The organism is Chlorobium sp. (genome assembly GCF_036528655.1).
In the GTDB taxonomy this organism is placed as follows: Bacteria; Bacteroidota; Chlorobiia; order Chlorobiales; family Chlorobiaceae; genus Chlorobium.
The window spans coordinates 261,778-276,873 of sequence record NZ_JAIGND010000003.1; the positions used below are offsets into that span (position 1 = coordinate 261,778).

13 protein-coding genes are annotated in these 15,096 nt (G+C 54.5%); 12 read left to right on the forward strand and 1 reads right to left on the reverse strand.

Translation table 11 applies throughout. The features are described from left to right. Positions 1-57: 57 nt before the first annotated feature. Complete coding sequence (locus tag K4305_RS01350; RefSeq protein ID WP_331560519.1) at positions 58-1,923, forward strand: phosphoenolpyruvate carboxykinase (GTP); 1,866 nt, start codon at positions 58-60, stop codon at positions 1,921-1,923. Positions 1,924-2,373: 450 nt separating this feature from the next. Here the strand turns inward: K4305_RS01350 and K4305_RS01355 are convergent, their stop codons facing one another. Further along, positions 2,374-2,586 (reverse strand): dodecin, encoded by a 213-nt coding sequence (locus tag K4305_RS01355; protein WP_331560520.1) that lies wholly within the window; start codon positions 2,584-2,586, stop codon positions 2,374-2,376. 656 nt (positions 2,587-3,242) lie between these two features. On the opposite strand from K4305_RS01355, the gene K4305_RS01360 reads away from it, so the two are divergent. The 11 genes from K4305_RS01360 (at position 3,243) to K4305_RS01410 (ending at position 15,091) form a co-directional block, all read left to right on the forward strand. After that, positions 3,243-4,796, forward strand: a complete 1,554-nt coding sequence (locus tag K4305_RS01360; RefSeq protein WP_331560521.1) for a 4Fe-4S dicluster domain-containing protein — start codon at positions 3,243-3,245, stop codon at positions 4,794-4,796. 19 nt (positions 4,797-4,815) lie between these two features. After that, complete coding sequence (locus K4305_RS01365; protein WP_331560522.1) at positions 4,816-7,677, forward strand: molybdopterin-dependent oxidoreductase; 2,862 nt, start codon at positions 4,816-4,818, stop codon at positions 7,675-7,677. Positions 7,678-7,759: 82 nt separating this feature from the next. Beyond that, positions 7,760-8,716: a sulfite exporter TauE/SafE family protein gene (locus K4305_RS01370; RefSeq protein ID WP_331560523.1), complete on the forward strand. Its 957-nt coding sequence runs from the start codon at positions 7,760-7,762 to the stop codon at positions 8,714-8,716. Beyond that, on the forward strand, positions 8,713-9,132 hold the full coding sequence (locus tag K4305_RS01375; RefSeq protein WP_331560524.1) for a DUF1634 domain-containing protein: 420 nt from the start codon (positions 8,713-8,715) through the stop codon (positions 9,130-9,132). Before K4305_RS01370 ends, K4305_RS01375 begins: the two co-directional genes overlap by 4 nt. A gap of 161 nt (positions 9,133-9,293) precedes the next feature. Next, positions 9,294-9,530, forward strand: a complete 237-nt coding sequence (locus tag K4305_RS01380) for a sulfurtransferase TusA family protein (RefSeq protein ID WP_331560525.1) — start codon at positions 9,294-9,296, stop codon at positions 9,528-9,530. A 14-nt stretch (positions 9,531-9,544) separates the two neighbouring features. Next, complete coding sequence (dsrE2, locus tag K4305_RS01385) at positions 9,545-10,054, forward strand: sulfur carrier protein DsrE2 (RefSeq protein ID WP_331560526.1); 510 nt, start codon at positions 9,545-9,547, stop codon at positions 10,052-10,054. Between the two features lie 85 nt (positions 10,055-10,139). After that, positions 10,140-10,907, forward strand: a complete 768-nt coding sequence (locus K4305_RS01390; protein WP_331560528.1) for an ATP-binding protein — start codon at positions 10,140-10,142, stop codon at positions 10,905-10,907. Positions 10,908-11,224: 317 nt separating this feature from the next. After that, positions 11,225-12,466 carry an ABC transporter substrate-binding protein gene (locus K4305_RS01395; RefSeq protein WP_331560529.1) on the forward strand — a complete coding sequence of 414 codons (1,242 nt, stop codon included), beginning with the start codon at positions 11,225-11,227 and terminating at the stop codon, positions 12,464-12,466. A 153-nt stretch (positions 12,467-12,619) separates the two neighbouring features. After that, entirely contained in the window at positions 12,620-13,420 is an 801-nt protein-coding gene (locus tag K4305_RS01400) for an ABC transporter permease (RefSeq protein WP_331560531.1), read from the forward strand. Positions 13,421-13,437: 17 nt separating this feature from the next. Continuing rightward, positions 13,438-14,250, forward strand: a complete 813-nt coding sequence (locus K4305_RS01405; protein WP_331560532.1) for an ABC transporter ATP-binding protein — start codon at positions 13,438-13,440, stop codon at positions 14,248-14,250. A gap of 19 nt (positions 14,251-14,269) precedes the next feature. Beyond that, the gene (locus tag K4305_RS01410; RefSeq protein ID WP_331560533.1) at positions 14,270-15,091 is read left to right on the forward strand and encodes an ABC transporter ATP-binding protein; all 822 of its coding nucleotides are present in this window, start codon (positions 14,270-14,272) and stop codon (positions 15,089-15,091) included. The last annotated feature ends 5 nt before the right edge of the window (positions 15,092-15,096 follow it).

Consider the following 15,096-nt stretch of genomic DNA (forward strand, 5'->3'; position numbering starts at 1 on the left):
TCCGCAGTACGGGTCGACTGCGGACTTTTTTTTTAATTCTCTATAATAAGGACGATCATGAGCACAGTGCAGATTAATCCCCCGGATTTTGTGAAAAATCCCAAACTGCTCCAGTGGGTACAGGAAACGGCAGATCTCTGCAGGCCGGATTCCGTTTACTGGTGCGACGGGAGTCAGGAAGAGTACGACAGGCTCTGCCAGCAGATGGTAGAGAGCGGCACCTTCATCAGGCTTTCCGACGAAAAGCGTCCGAACAGTTTCCTCTGTCGTTCGGATCCGAGCGATGTGGCGCGCGTAGAGGACAGAACCTACATCTGCAGCATCCGTCGTCAGGATGCGGGACCGACCAACAACTGGGTGGCCCCCAAAGAGATGAAAGAGACCCTGCGCGGACTTTTCGACGGATGCATGCAGGGCCGCACCATGTACATCATTCCCTTCAGCATGGGTCCTCTTGGATCGCCTATTGCACACATCGGTATCGAGATAACCGATTCGCCCTATGTTGTTACGAACATGCGCATCATGACCCGAATGGGTAGCAAGGTGCTTGAAATCCTCGGCGACAGCACAGATTACGTTCCCTGCCTGCACTCGGTTGGCGCTCCGCTTCAGCCCGGACAGCAGGATGTTCCCTGGCCATGCAACGACAGGAAATATATCGTGCACTTTCCTGAAGAACGATCCATTATTTCTTTCGGAAGCGGTTACGGCGGCAATGCACTGCTCGGCAAAAAGTGCTTTGCGCTTCGTATCGCTTCTTCGATGGCTCGCGATGAAGGATGGCTTGCCGAACACATGCTTATCCTCGGTGTGGAATCTCCCGAAGGCGAGAAGACCTATGTTGCGGCGGCGTTCCCGAGCGCCTGCGGCAAAACCAATTTCGCCATGCTGATTCCTCCGCAGGGTTTCGAAGGCTGGAAAGTTACAACAATCGGTGACGACATCGCCTGGATCAAGCGTGCGGAAGACGGACGTCTCTACGCCATCAACCCCGAGTACGGCTTTTTCGGCGTTGCTCCCGGAACATCGGAGAAATCGAATCCCAATGCTATGGCAACGCTGGAGCGGAACTGCATCTTCACCAATGTCGCGATGACGCTTGACGGTGACGTATGGTGGGAAGAGATGACCGATACGCCTCCATCGGAGCTGATCGACTGGCAGGGCAATCCCTGGTCTCCGGGTTGCGGCCGTCCGGCAGCGCATCCCAATGCCAGGTTCACCTCTCCGGCGAGCCAGTGTCCTTCACTCGATGCGGACTGGGAAAATCCTGCCGGAGTGCCTGTCAGTGCCTTCATTTTCGGCGGCCGTCGTGGCGATACCGTACCGCTTGTTTATCAGTCTGCCAACTGGAACTCAGGTGTTTATCTCGCAGCAACCATGGGCTCCGAAAAAACTGCGGCCGCGGCCGGCAAGATCGGCGACGTTCGTCGCGATCCTTTTGCCATGCTTCCTTTCTGCGGCTACCATATGGGTGATTATTTCAATCACTGGCTGCATGTCGGCAGAACACTTTCCGAGTTGCCGAGGATATTCGGTGTCAACTGGTTCCGCAAAGACGAGAACGGCAAGTTCCTCTGGCCGGGATTCGGCGAGAACATGCGGGTGCTCAAATGGATCGTGGACCGAGTTCATGGCAGGGCCGGCGCCGTCGAGAGCCCTCTGGGCTGGATGCCGAAGTACGAGGCGCTCGAATGGGAAGGGCTGGAATCGATGACTCCCGAGAAGTTTTCGAAGCTCATGTCGGTTGACCGTGAGGCATGGAAACGGGAACTGCTCTCTCACGAGGAGCTTTTCGAAAAGATCTACGATCGCCTTCCGAAAGAGTTTTCCCATATTCGCGAACTCATGCTTTCAACGCTCTGGATGTCGCCGGAGCACTGGTCGCTGGCTCCCGAGCGATACTCTGCGGAACACTGAGGCGTCTGGCGTTCCATAGCTGATTCGTCATATGCGCAGGAGATCTTTCTCCTGCGCATTTTTTTTCGTTTTACTTTCTTCAGCCTGCCGTTATCAGACAGATCGTCCTTTGCGGCGGCATTTTTGCCTGGGTTTCCGAAGTGAGCGCTGCCAATAGGGATGGTCTCGATATCAGCCATGGTCAGTTAAACAGGTCGCTGAACTTCACGCATGAACTGTAATACCGGGCAGGACAGGGTGCACGAAATGTTATTCAGGCGGAATAAATAATCAAGGCGATAGAGGAAATAATGACGGAATGCGTCGATGCAAAGAACCGTTGTCGGCGTGAGGGTTGAGTTTAGAAGCAGAGAACAGGCGCGCTTGCATCAATAGGGTTATCGTTGACAATCATCGACAGAAAGGGCTCCGCTGAGGAGCCCTTTCTGTCGTATGCGGGGAATGAACGTTTCAGTTATCGTCAAGCGTGAAGCCGATTTTGACGGTAACCTGCCAGTAAGCGATTTTCTGATCTTCGACATGGCATCGTGTTTCGACGATTTCCACCCACCGGATATGTCGGATGCTTTCTGCGGCTTTTGCGACCGCATTGTTGACGGCATCCTCGATGCTGGTCTGCGATGATCCGACGATCTCGATTTTTTTATAGATGTGAGCGCTCATGCTTGCTATGGTTTACATGGTTGTTGATCGTATCGTGCGATTTGCGCCGAAGGCGCATAACCCGCAATGATACAGGAAAATAGGTATCTGCATGGGAAAAATTCCCGTTCCCGCCGTTTTTTTTGAGCAGCGACGATCCGAAAACGGTTGTTATTACGGATTAAGATTATGATATAAAGTCAGTTAACGGATATCCCCCCGGGAATAAAAAAAGTTCCCTGACTGCAGATATAATTTGGGAGTCTGCTCGTCATGTGTTATTATATAACCATTCAGTTATATAATAATATACTTGTTTCGGGATTTCTTGTGAAAAGATCCGGAGCGGTACGCAGGTCCCCGCGCTTTCAGTCGATTCGCGATGATGCCGTAAGGCGTCGATACCGTTGAGGAAAGGCTGCCGATGCAGTGCCGGGGAATGGATTTCTGCATATGGGGTGTTTTTTCGCTCCAAATGCAATTCGGTCGGGATGGATTCCTGCCGGAGATGCAGGCGTTTGATTCTTCGGGTTTCGAGCCTTGAGAGGAGAAGGTTTGATGCCCGATCGTAATCGGATTATCCAGCATTCCCATCCCGACCTTGATATTCAGAGATGGCGGAGCTTCCTTCAGGAGGCTTGCCGCCGTTTGTTTTCTCAATCAGATCGGATCAGTTCATGAACTACGGTTTCGTTATCGATGCCCGGAAATGTATCGGATGCCATGCTTGCACGGTTGCCTGCAAATCCGAAAACGAGGTGCCTCTCGGAGTGAACCGCACCTGGGTGAAGTATGTGGAGAAAGGCACGTTCCCCGATACACGGCGCTATTTCACCGTACTGCGATGCAACCACTGCGCGGAGCCTCCCTGTGTGGATATCTGTCCCGTCGAGGCGCTGCAGAAGCGCCCGGACGGCATCGTGGACTTCGACGGTCGCCGCTGCATTGGCTGCAAGGCATGTGCCCAGGCCTGTCCTTATAACGCGCTGTACATCGATCCGGATACCCATACCTCAGCCAAATGCAATTACTGCGCGCATCGCAAGGAGGTAGGTCTTCAGCCTGCGTGCGTAACGGTATGTCCCCAGCAGGCTATCGTTTCGGGAGATCTCGACGACCCGTCAGGCAAGATTGCCGCGCTGGTCGCCGGCGAACAGACCGTTGTGCGCAAGCCCGAGAAAGGGACATCGCCGAAGCTCTACTACATCAACGGAGACGGGGCCTCGCTGGATCCTCTGCAGGCTCCTCTTCAGGAGGAATATCACTGGAGCGCGCAGTCCAGAGGCGTGGGCCATTTCGCCGGAAAGGGCAAAGGCGCTCCGGGCATTGAAAAACCGGCGCATGCGGCTCCGAAAGCCGGACCGAAAGTCCGCCGGGTATACGATATCCCCTCGAAAGGAGCGGTCTGGGGCTGGGAAGTTCCTGCCTATGTAACCGCAAAGGCGGTTTCGTCGGGCGTATTCCTTGTCTTCTTTGCATTGCTCGCGATTTTCCGGCAGCAGCTTCCGGCTTCCCTCGAATGGGGCGCATGGTCGTTGTCTCTCGTGTTTCTCGCTCTGACAGGCGGGTTCCTTATCAAGGATCTCGATCGTCCCGACCGTTTTTCTTCAGTCATGCTGCGACCGCAGTTCGGTTCCTGGCTGGTACGAGGCGGCCTTACCATAACCGGATACGGCGCGTTTCTCGCGCTCTGGGGCGGCGCGAAGTTTCTGCAGCTTCCCCTGATTGAAACCGTCGCGCTTTGGGGCGGCGCGCTCTTCGCTCTTGTGACGGCCATCTATACGGCATTCCTTTTCGGCGCGGCCAAGGGTCGCGATTTCTGGCAGAGCCCCATGCTGCTCCTGCACATGCTTCTTAACTCCCTGCTCGCCGGCGGTTCTGCCCTGCTGCTGCTCGGGCTTGGAACCGGAGTCTCTCCGGAGCTTTCGGGCCTGCTTCGCCAGATGCTCGTCGTCGGTTTCGGTCTGCATATCGCAGTCATGCTGATCGAGCTGTACGGCAAACACCCTTCGGTAGCTGCTGAGCGCGCAGCCGAAATCATTCGCGAGGGAAGCCTGAAAAACCAGTTCTGGGCAGGCAGTTTTATTGCCGGAAACCTGCTGCCGCTTATTCTGACGATCACGGCGTCGGATCCTGCGATGCTTGCCCTTGCCGCGCTTCTCGGGCTCTCGGGCGTGTTCTATACAGAAAAAGTCTGGGTTCAGGCCCCTCAGAGAATTCCCTTAAGCTAACCATGTGCCGGAGTACGTTATGAGCTATACCCACAAACCGACAGTTATAGAAGCAATTGCTGAAAAACTTCATCTTGTTCCCGATCTGCACAAGGAGGGAGATGGCCGAAAGGCTATGCGCGCCGCCGAAGATGGCGCCGAAATAAGCTGCCCGCCTCCGTCTCAATGGGACAACTGGGTCGAGTACGATTCGAAAAGCTGGCCGGAACGAAAGGCGAAAGAGTATATGCTGGTGCCGACCGCATGCTTCAACTGTGAAGCCGGCTGCGGTCTGCTGGCCTATGTCGACAAGGAGACCATGGAGATAAGAAAGCTGATGGGCAATCCGCACCATCCGGCAAGTCGCGGAAGGAACTGTGCGAAAGGTCCGGCAACGCTGAACCAGATTCAGGATACCGACCGCGTGCTCTACCCGATGAAGAGGGCCGGCAAGCGAGGAGACGGCAAATGGGAGCGGGTCAGCTGGGACAGTGTACTCGACGATATTGCCGGGCGTATGCGAAAAGCGATCATGGAAGGCCGCAACAACGAAATATCCTACCATGTCGGACGTCCGGGCAATGACGGCTTCATGGAGTGGATCCTTCGGGCATGGAACGTGGACGGGCACAACAGTCACACCAACGTCTGTTCGTCAGGCGCGCGTTTCGGTTACGCCATTTGGGAAGGATTCGATCGTCCCTCTCCCGACCACGCCAACGCGAAATTCATTCTGCTGGTAAGCGCGCATCTTGAATCGGGTCACTATTTCAACCCGCATGCGCAGCGTATCATAGAGGCCCGCATGAAAGGCGCAAAGCTCGCCGTACTCGATCCGCGCCTTTCCAACACGGCAAGCATGTCCGACTACTGGATGCCGAGCTATCCCGGCAGCGAGCCGGCCGTACTGCTCGCCATGGCGAAAGTGATCATCGACGAGGGGCTCTACAATCGAGATTATCTGGAAAACTGGGTGAACTGGCAGGCCTACCTGCAGGAGGAATATCCCGGAACGCCGGCGACCTTCGAAAACTTCATCGAAGGACTGAAGAAGGAGTACGCGCACTACACTCCCGAGTACGCATCGAAAGAGAGCGGCGTAGACGCAGCCATGATCGTCGATGTCGCCCGTAAAATCGGCGCGGCAGGAACGCAGTTTTCCACGCACGTCTGGCGCAGCGCAAGCAGCGGCAATCTCGGAGGCTGGGCGGTATCGCGTACGCTGCACTTCCTGAACGTGCTGACCGGCAGCGTCGGTACGCCGGGAGGCACATCGCCAAGCGCATGGAACAAGTTCAAACCGCACGTGCATGCCGAGCCGAAGCCCCAGACCTTCTGGAATCCGCTTCACATGCCGAACGAATATCCGCTCGCGCACTTTGAAATGAGCTTCCTGCTTCCCCACTTTCTGAAAGAAGGCCGGGGCAAACTCGACGTCTACTTTACCAGGGTTTTCAACCCTGTCTGGACCTACCCCGACGGTTTCTCGTGGATCGAAGCGCTGGAGGACGAATCGAAAATCGGCCTGCACGCGGCGCTTACCCCCACCTGGAGCGAAACAGCATACTTCGCTGACTACGTGCTGCCGATGGGCCATTCCGCCGAAAGGCACGACATAATCAGTTATGAAACCCATGCGGGCAAGTGGATCGCATTCCGCCAGCCTGTGCTGCGCACAGCCTTGAGGCGGATGGGCAAACCGGTCAGATATACATGGGAAGCCAATCCCGGCGAAGTTTGGGAAGAGGACGAGTTCTGGATCGAACTGACCTGGCGCATCGACCCCGACGGAAGTCTCGGCATCCGCCAGTACTGCATGTCTCCGTATCGCCCCGGAGAGAAGATCACCATCGAGGAGTACTACCGCTACATTTTCGAGCATACCGCAGGCCTGCCCGAAGCCGCAGCCGCCGAGGGGCTCACCGCTTTCGACTACATGCAGAAGTACGGCGCTTTCGAAGTCGAGAGCAACGTTTATAACGTTCATGAGAAAGCTGTTCCCTCCGCCGACCTCGAAGGCGCTTCGGTAGATCCCGAGAACGGGCTGATCGTCAAAAACGGCAAAGGCGTCGGCGTCGAAGTCGGCGGCAAGGCATGCTCCGGTTTTCCGACCCCTTCGAAGAAGCAGGAGTTCTGGTCGAAAACCATGGTGGAGTGGAAATGGCCCGAATACCGCATGCCGGCATACATCAAGAGCCACATTCACCAGGAGACCATGAATCGCAGTAACGGCGAGTTCGTGCTGGTGCCGACCTTCCGGCTTCCTGTACTGATTCATTCCCGTTCGGGCAACGCCAAATGGCTGGCCGAAATCGCTCATCGCAATCCGGTCTGGATCAATGCCGCGGATGCTGCTTCGCTTGGAATCGAAAACGGCGAGCTGATAAGGGTTAACACCGACATAGGCTTTTTCGTCAACCAGGCCTGGGTGACAGAAGGGATACGACCCGGCGTGTTAGCCTGTTCGCACCATATCGGGCGCTGGCGCAGGCAGCAGGACCCGGAGGCCAACCGCTGGGCGGCCAATCGGGTCAACATCTCCAAAGAGGGCAAAGGAAAATGGAAGATGCGCGTCGAAGAGAATATTCAGCCCTACGAAAGCAGCGATGCCGATTCGTCGAGGATTTTCTGGTCGGATGGCGGCGTGCACCAGAACATAACCTTTCCGGTCCATCCCGACCCGATAAGCGGAATGCACTGCTGGCACCAGAAGGTACGTATCGGGAAAGCCCGGGAGGGAGACCGTTACGGCGACGTCTTCGTCGATACCGACCGCTCTTTCGAGATCTACAAGGAGTGGCTCGCCATGACGAGGCCTGCGCCCGGTCCCAACGGCCTGCGTCGTCCGCTATGGCTTAACCGCCCATTCAGGCCCGACGAGAAGACCTATTATATTGCATAGTAACGATAGAATGCGGCCGCCGGAATTTCCGTCCGGCGGCCGAGGCTGATATGACCCTGACAACCTTTTGACAGTATGGCCGATGACAAAAGCGGACGGTAATAATATTCGGTGGTTCATTGCCGCCGTTCTGCTGACAGCCATACCTTTTTTTCTTTCTCCTGAAGCTGTCGCCGCTCCGTTACAGGCAGGCGCCGAAACCGCATGGTGGATCTGGGTGCTGCTGCTCTTCGTTTTTTCGTTTTTTCTCGGAATCGTCTCCGTACTTGCCGGCGTCGGAGGCGGAGTGCTTTTCGTGCCGATCGTCGGCAGTTTCTTTCCCTTCCATCTCGATTTTGTCCGCGGAGCGGGTCTGCTTGTCGCGCTTTCAGGCGCGCTTTCGGCAGGACCCTCCCTTCTCAGAAAAGGACTTGCGGATCTCAAGCTCAGCCTGCCACTTTCGCTGATCGGTTCGATAAGCTCAATCGCCGGAGCGATCGTCGGTCTTACGATGTCGGCAGACAGCGTGCAGCTGCTTCTTGGCATTGCCATCATCGCTATTGCGGCGATCATGATGAAAGGCGGTAAATCGGGATATCCTGAAGTCGCTAAACAGGATAGTATATCAAGGGCTCTGGGCATCTCGGGCAGTTACTACGAACCGACAATCGAAAAGATCGTCGACTGGAAGGTGCATCGTACTCCGCTGGGTCTTGTGCTGTTTTTTTTTATCGGCTTCATCGGCGGCATGTTCGGCATGGGTGCCGGATGGGCCAATGTGCCGGTGCTCAACCTGCTTATGGGAGCGCCTCTGAAGATTGCCGTCGCAACGAGCGGTCTGGTTCTTTCGATGAACGGAGCGGCAGCCGCATGGATCTATATCTATAAGGGGGCCGTGCTTCCCCTGATAGCCGTTCCCGCGGTAGGCGGCGTGATGCTCGGTTCGAAGATAGGCGCAAGAATACTCTCGAAAGTCAACACCGGTTCTGTCCGCATCGTTGTGATCATCATGATGGTTATCGCCGGACTTCGTTCCATAACAAAAGGACTGGGATTATGAACAGCAATGCAGGTCAGCAGAAACCGGAGATAAACAGGGTTCAGCTTGTCTACGCATCGGTACTCGACATCGTTTCGCATGCAGGTATGACGCTGATAGCCGCAGGATTTCTTGCCTATGTTTTCAGGCTGCTGCCGCTGACGGTATCAATCGAAGACATCGCTTCTCACTGGCATCTCAGGGCAAGCGACATGAACAATATCCTGTCGGTGCCCACGGGGTGGGCATGGACGCAGGATCCGATGCACGGCGATGTGCTCAGTTTCATATCGATCGTGTTTCTTGCCATGGCAGCAATGATCTGTCTTGTTGCCGTCATTCCTGTTTTTCTCGGCGAGAAGAACCGTACGTATGCCCTGATTGCCTTGCTTCAGGTTATTGTTCTTGCCGCTGCGGTTCTCGGTATCGTTTCCTGACAAATATTCCGTCGATCGATGGGAAAAACGACAGGAAATGCTTGCTTCTTTCCTTTCTTGTTATTATAATTATATAATTGATTGGTTATATAGTTTAGTTTCGCGGCTTCGTCGCGACATCTTACCCAGAAAAATAACATTTAAACACAACAGGAGGCTCCATGTCAGAAATTACTGCCAACCGTACGCTCGACTGCTCCGGAATGAACTGTCCGCTGCCTATTCTCAAGACAAAGAAAGAGATCGACCAGATGCAGAGCGGAGAAGTGCTGAAAATGATATCGACCGATTCCGGTTCGGCAAACGACATGTCTTCATGGTCGAACAGAACCGGGCACAAGATCGTCGGCAGCTCTGTCGAAGGCGGTTCCTACACATTCTATATCCAGAAATCCTGAACGGAGACACCACGATGGCAGATACCAAGAAACTTGCGATCATCGCATCCAAAGGCACGCTCGACTGGGCGTACCCGCCATTCATCCTTGCCTCCGCGGCGGCCGCCATGGATATGGACGCCATGGTGTTCTTCACCTTTTACGGCCTTCCCTTGCTGAAAAAGGATCTCGACCTTAAGGTCACTCCGGTAGGCAATCCTGCCATGCCGATGAAGATGCCTTTCGGCAGCAAGGATTTCCAGAACATCAACTGGTCGATTCCCAACCTGATTTCCGGCAACGTGCCCGGTTTCGACAGCATGGCCACCATGCTCATGAAGGAGACCTTCAAAAAGAAAGGTGTAGCCACCATCGAAGAGCTCCGCGAAATGTGCATCGAGAGCGGCGTGCGCTTCGTCGCTTGCCAGATGACCATGGAGGTGTTCGGTTTCGAAAGGAAGGACTTCATAGACGGAGTGGAATATGCCGGTGCGGCCATGTATCTCGAACATGCGGCAGAAGCCGATATCTCGCTTTTCATCTGAATCGCTGAAAATTGCCGGTACCGGCCGTTACGCCGGCTTATTATTCCTGCCAATCAATCATCCTGCATGATAAGGAGTTTCTGTCATGAAAATCGCAGTCAGCGGAAAAGGCGGCGTAGGCAAAACCACGATCAGTTCCATGATCGTTTGCGCTCTTGCTGCTCGAGGCAAGCCGGTGCTTGCAATCGATGCCGATCCGAACGGCAGTCTTGCCGAAGCTCTCGGTTACGATCAGGAAAAAGAGGGGCGGATCATACCGCTCATCGAGCGGAAACAGCTGATCGAAGAGCGTACCGGATCCGTACCCGGCAATATGGGCGGTTATTTCGTGCTCAATCCGAGAGCTGATGATCTTGTCGAAAAATTTTCGGTGGAAGTCAACGGAACGAGAGTCATGGTGATGGGCGGCCTGAAAGAGGCGCTCACAGGATGTTACTGTTCCGAGAACGCGCTTCTCCGATCGTTTCTGAGGCATCTCATGGTCGAAAGAGACGAGTGGGTGATTCTCGATATGGAAGCCGGATTCGAGCATCTGACCAGAGGTACGGCCCAGTCGGTCGATATTCTGCTTGTCGTTGTCGAGCCCGGAGCCCGTTCGATAAACACGGCAAAAAAAATAACAGCCCTTGCCCGCCAGGCAGGCATACCGCAAATCGGCTATATCGTCAACAAAGTATATGACGTTGACCGGATCGGTGATATAGCAGCCCTGCTCGGTTCGGATGATATACTTGCGGAGATTCCCTTTGACGCTCAGGCAATTGATGCTGATCTGAAAGGAGCTGTCCCGTATGCCGCATGTCCCGTAATGACCTTTCATATCAACATGCTCATTGATGGTTTCGGTTGTTAACAATTGTTATTTTTCTTTTGTTTTTAATTTATTCTTCAGTTAAATTATATGAGCTGATGTTTATATAGTTTATCTCTCCCGTTTCTCGGGATCTCCTCCTTATACAATCGGTTTTCGCCTTTTCGTCATGCATACCCAGGATATTCGTCGTGAGGCGAGTGTTTGCCGTCCGGTATAGTGTCCGGCCATATTTTCGTCAGACAGAACAATTGTCAGCGCAGCGCTCTCTACCATTCAGATGCCGGTTTGCCATCCACGTTGCATCTCTTTTCGAAAAAGCCCGTAACCACATGTAACCGAAAATAAAGGAGGTCGTCATGAGCCAGGAGAAAAACGCGCCTACCCGCAGGGATTTTCTTAAAACTTCCGCAGTAGGACTCAGCGCCATGCTTGCCGGATACCCGCTGCTTCAGGGTTGTTCAAAAGACCCGGAACAAGGCGGCAGCACCTCAGCCGGAAAATCCGCATCAAAAAAAGTCACCAGCTGTTATCTGCCTATTACCGATGCCACCCCGATTGTCCTTGCGCATGAACTTGGCTACTACAAGGAGCTTGGCCTTGAGTCCGAGAAGCCGGTACTGATCCGGGGGTGGGCTCCGATGGCCGAAGCGTTCATGGCCGGGCGGTTCAATCTCACCCACCTTCTCGCGCCGATCCCGATCTACATGCGCTACAGCAAGAAATTTCCGGTCAAGGTCGTTGCCTGGGATCACATCAACGGCTCGGCAATAACGGTTGGCAAGGATAGCGGCATCAACTCCTATGCCGACCTTGGCGGCAAGCAGATAGCCATTCCTTACTGGTACTCCATGCATAACATCATCATACAGATGATAGCCCGCGAATACGGTATCGAGACCGTCATCCAGAGCAAGAGTGCCCCTCTTTCCAATAAGCAGATGAATCTCTTCGTCATGGCGCCTCCGGACATGCCGACGGCAATGGCATCCAGGGCCATCGACGGCTATATCGTTGCCGAGCCGTTCAATGCGGCAGGAGAACTCCTTGCAAACGGAAAAATCGTCCGCTTTACCGGCGACGTATGGAAAGACCATCCCTGCTGCGTAGCTGTTATGAATGAAAAGGACCTCGAAGATCGCGAGTGGTCGCACAAGGTTATTCAGGCCCTTGTCAAAGCCGAACTCTGGGCCTTGAACAATCCCGAGCAGGCCGCGCACATTCTTTCGAAAGACGGAGCGCAGTACCTTCCGCTTCCGGAGAAAATCGTCAAGCGGGCAATGATGAAGTACGATCTTGAAACCTATGGCGCGAGCGGCGGCACGGGCGCTATCCAGCATCCCGAATGGCAGGCAAAACGCCTATCCTACGCGCCATATCAGTTCGAGTCTGCCACGCGGCATATCGTGGAAATGATGAAGCTGACGAAAATGGAAGGCGACGTCAGTTTTCTGCAGTCTCTTGATCCTCTGAAGGTGCACAAAGAGCTGATGTATACCGCAGGAGTCGAGGCTGCGGCAGCGGAACTCGGCGGCCTCGCCCTGTTTGCCGGCGTCGATGCGAAGATGCCGACTGTCAGGGAAGAACTCATCAAGGTATAAGAAGAGGCGGCTCTTCGCTTCGCTCCGGCGATTTGCCTCTCCCGGCGCAGATTTCCGCAATCGAAAGGATCATCTCCGGCACGTTTCGGCGCGCCGGCGGGATTCGTGCTGCTTTTTCCCGGCATTTACCCGAAAACCATTTTTCCCGAGGTTATGGCAAAACAAAACGACACCCGTCAAAAAAACAGTAACGGGCTCATGGCCCTTGTCGCCGACAGAAGCTTTTATGTGCTCGGCGTTATCCTTTTCATGATCGTATGGCAGATCGCCGCCTCGCTCAAGCTTTTCGGCGCCGATTTCAGCGAGGCGTTTTCCCCTCTGGCGGCAATTCTGGCTCTCATCGAGATGATTAAAAACGGCGAACTCATCCACCACGCGCTGCCGAGCCTGCGCCGGGTGCTCGTGAGCCTGTCGCTTGCCGTCGTGGTCGCCCTTCCCATAGGGGTGCTGGTGGGCTATTTCAGGAGAATCGAGCAGCTGACCTACGTTGTTTTCCAGTTCATGCGCATGATTTCGCCTCTTGCGTGGATGCCGATAGCCATTATCATATTCGGCGTCGGCGACGTATCCGTCGTCTTTCTGCTCTGGCTTGTAGCCATCTGGCCGCTGATCCTCAACACTTCGCATGGCGCCGGCAGGGTCAGCCCGCTCTGGGTTAACATGGCAAAAACCATGGGCGCGCTCGACATGGGTATTCTGCGCAAGGTCATCATACCGGCCGCTGTTCCCGATATGTTGACCGGCCTGCGGCTTGCCGTAGGCGTGAGCTGGATCATTCTCGTACCGGCTGAAATGCTCGGGGTGTCTGACGGACTGGGGTATTTCATTCTCGATACCCGCGACCGTTTCCGTTACGACCAGCTCATGGCGACCATCATGGTCATCGGCATGATCGGCTATCTGCTCGATTCTGCAAACAGATGGCTTATCAGCAAGTTTTCGTGGAAGATCTAACCTGCCGGGAGACAACTATGACAACAGAAAGTCCAGTACTCATCAGCCTCAGGCAGGTGAGTAAAACCTACAGAAAAAACGGCAGGGAGTTTCATGCACTCCGGGACTGCTCATTCGACGTCATGAAAAATGAATTCCTTGTTATCGTAGGCCCGACCGGATGCGGAAAATCAACCCTGCTGAACCTTATGGCCGGGCTTGATTTTCCCACCTCGGGAACGATACTGCTCGAAGGGGAACCCGTTACCGGTCCCGGCGCTGACCGCGGAGTGATATTTCAGGAGTATGCCCTGCTTCCATGGCGAAGCGTGCTGAAGAACGTCGAACTTGGTTTCGAATTCAGGAAGAACGGAATGAACCAAAGGGAGAGAGAGGACGAAGCCATGAAGTACCTCGATATGGTCGGGCTCGGCTATGCGGTGAAAAAGCATCCTGGCGAACTGTCGGGCGGCATGAAGCGCAGAGCTTCGCTTGCCATGATCCTTGCCATAAAGCCGGTGATTCTGCTCATGGACGGAGCGTTCAACGCGCTGGACTCGAAAACGAAAATGACCATGCATCAGGAGATAACCCGCATATGGGAGACAGAAAAAAACACGGTTGTTTTCGTTACCTCCGATCTGGACGAGGCGGTCAAACTGGCAGACAGGATTGTCGTGCTTAACCGCGATGGGTCGATAGCGTCCGTTCTCCGGAACGAACTGCCCCGGCCCCGTCTCGGCAGCGCCGCCCGCGATCTCGATTTCCACCATCGTTTCATCGGGTTCCGCGAAACGGTCATGAATGTCATTAAAAAGGATGCGGGTCTTAGAACCTGCGCAATCAGTTAACATCCAGGACTATCAGGACATGATCACATCAATGAACGGCACAGATCAGGCGGGGAAACCGCTGCTTGAACTTCGGGATGTCTCGAAAACCTTCATGAAGGACGGCGCAGAATTCCGGGTGCTCGAAAAAGTCAACCTCAGCATCAGCGAAGGCGAGTTCGTCTGCATCCTCGGACCGACCGGATGCGGTAAGTCGGTAACGCTGCAGATCGTTGCCGGACTTCTCGAACAGTCTTCGGGCAGCGTTATTCTCGACGGAAAAGAAGAGCACGGTCCCGGACCGCACAAGGGGATGGTCTTTCAGGAGTATGCGCTTCTTCCCTGGAGGAGCGTTGTCGAAAATGTCGAACTCGGTCTTGAACTGAAAGGAATCGGCAAACAAGAGCGGAGGAAGATTGCCGAGGAACAGCTTGAGCTTGTGGGCCTTAAAGGATCCGAAGCAAGAATGGTGCACGAAATATCAGGAGGGATGCGTCAGCGAGCTGCCATCGCAAGAGCATTGGCAAACCGACCGAAAATTCTTCTGATGGACGAGCCGTTCGAGGCGCTCGACGCGCTCACCAAGGAGGAGATGCAGATCCAGATTCTCAAGGCATGGGAAAAAACCCGCACCACCATCTTTTTCGTAACCCACGATGTGGACGAAGCGATTTTTCTCTCTGACAAGCTCTGCGTCATGGATATCAACCCCGGCAGGGTGAAGAAAATCATTACCAACACCCTGCCACGTCCCCGACATGAACTGGTCTGCCGCACCGACCGGGAGTTCGGTGCGATTCGCGATCAGATTATCCAGCTCTATTCGTCGCTCAAGGACGAGGATCTCGATCTGGTATTTTAACGGAT

Bases quoted from the DNA above. Each gene is read 5' to 3' on its own strand.
- K4305_RS01410 (WP_331560533.1), top strand. From the start codon at position 14,270: ATGATCACATCAATGAACGGCACAGATCAGGCGGGGAAACCGCTGCTT.
- dsrE2 (WP_331560526.1), top strand. From the start codon at position 9,545: ATGGCAGATACCAAGAAACTTGCGATCATCGCATCCAAAGGCACGCTC.
- K4305_RS01375 (WP_331560524.1), top strand. From the start codon at position 8,713: ATGAACAGCAATGCAGGTCAGCAGAAACCGGAGATAAACAGGGTTCAG.
- K4305_RS01380 (WP_331560525.1), top strand. From the start codon at position 9,294: ATGTCAGAAATTACTGCCAACCGTACGCTCGACTGCTCCGGAATGAAC.
- K4305_RS01400 (WP_331560531.1), top strand. From the start codon at position 12,620: ATGGCAAAACAAAACGACACCCGTCAAAAAAACAGTAACGGGCTCATG.
- K4305_RS01365 (WP_331560522.1), top strand. From the start codon at position 4,816: ATGAGCTATACCCACAAACCGACAGTTATAGAAGCAATTGCTGAAAAA.
- K4305_RS01355 (WP_331560520.1), bottom strand. From the start codon at position 2,586: ATGAGCGCTCACATCTATAAAAAAATCGAGATCGTCGGATCATCGCAG.
- K4305_RS01395 (WP_331560529.1), top strand. From the start codon at position 11,225: ATGAGCCAGGAGAAAAACGCGCCTACCCGCAGGGATTTTCTTAAAACT.
- K4305_RS01360 (WP_331560521.1), top strand. From the start codon at position 3,243: ATGAACTACGGTTTCGTTATCGATGCCCGGAAATGTATCGGATGCCAT.
- K4305_RS01370 (WP_331560523.1), top strand. From the start codon at position 7,760: ATGACAAAAGCGGACGGTAATAATATTCGGTGGTTCATTGCCGCCGTT.
- K4305_RS01390 (WP_331560528.1), top strand. From the start codon at position 10,140: ATGAAAATCGCAGTCAGCGGAAAAGGCGGCGTAGGCAAAACCACGATC.
- K4305_RS01350 (WP_331560519.1), top strand. From the start codon at position 58: ATGAGCACAGTGCAGATTAATCCCCCGGATTTTGTGAAAAATCCCAAA.
- K4305_RS01405 (WP_331560532.1), top strand. From the start codon at position 13,438: ATGACAACAGAAAGTCCAGTACTCATCAGCCTCAGGCAGGTGAGTAAA.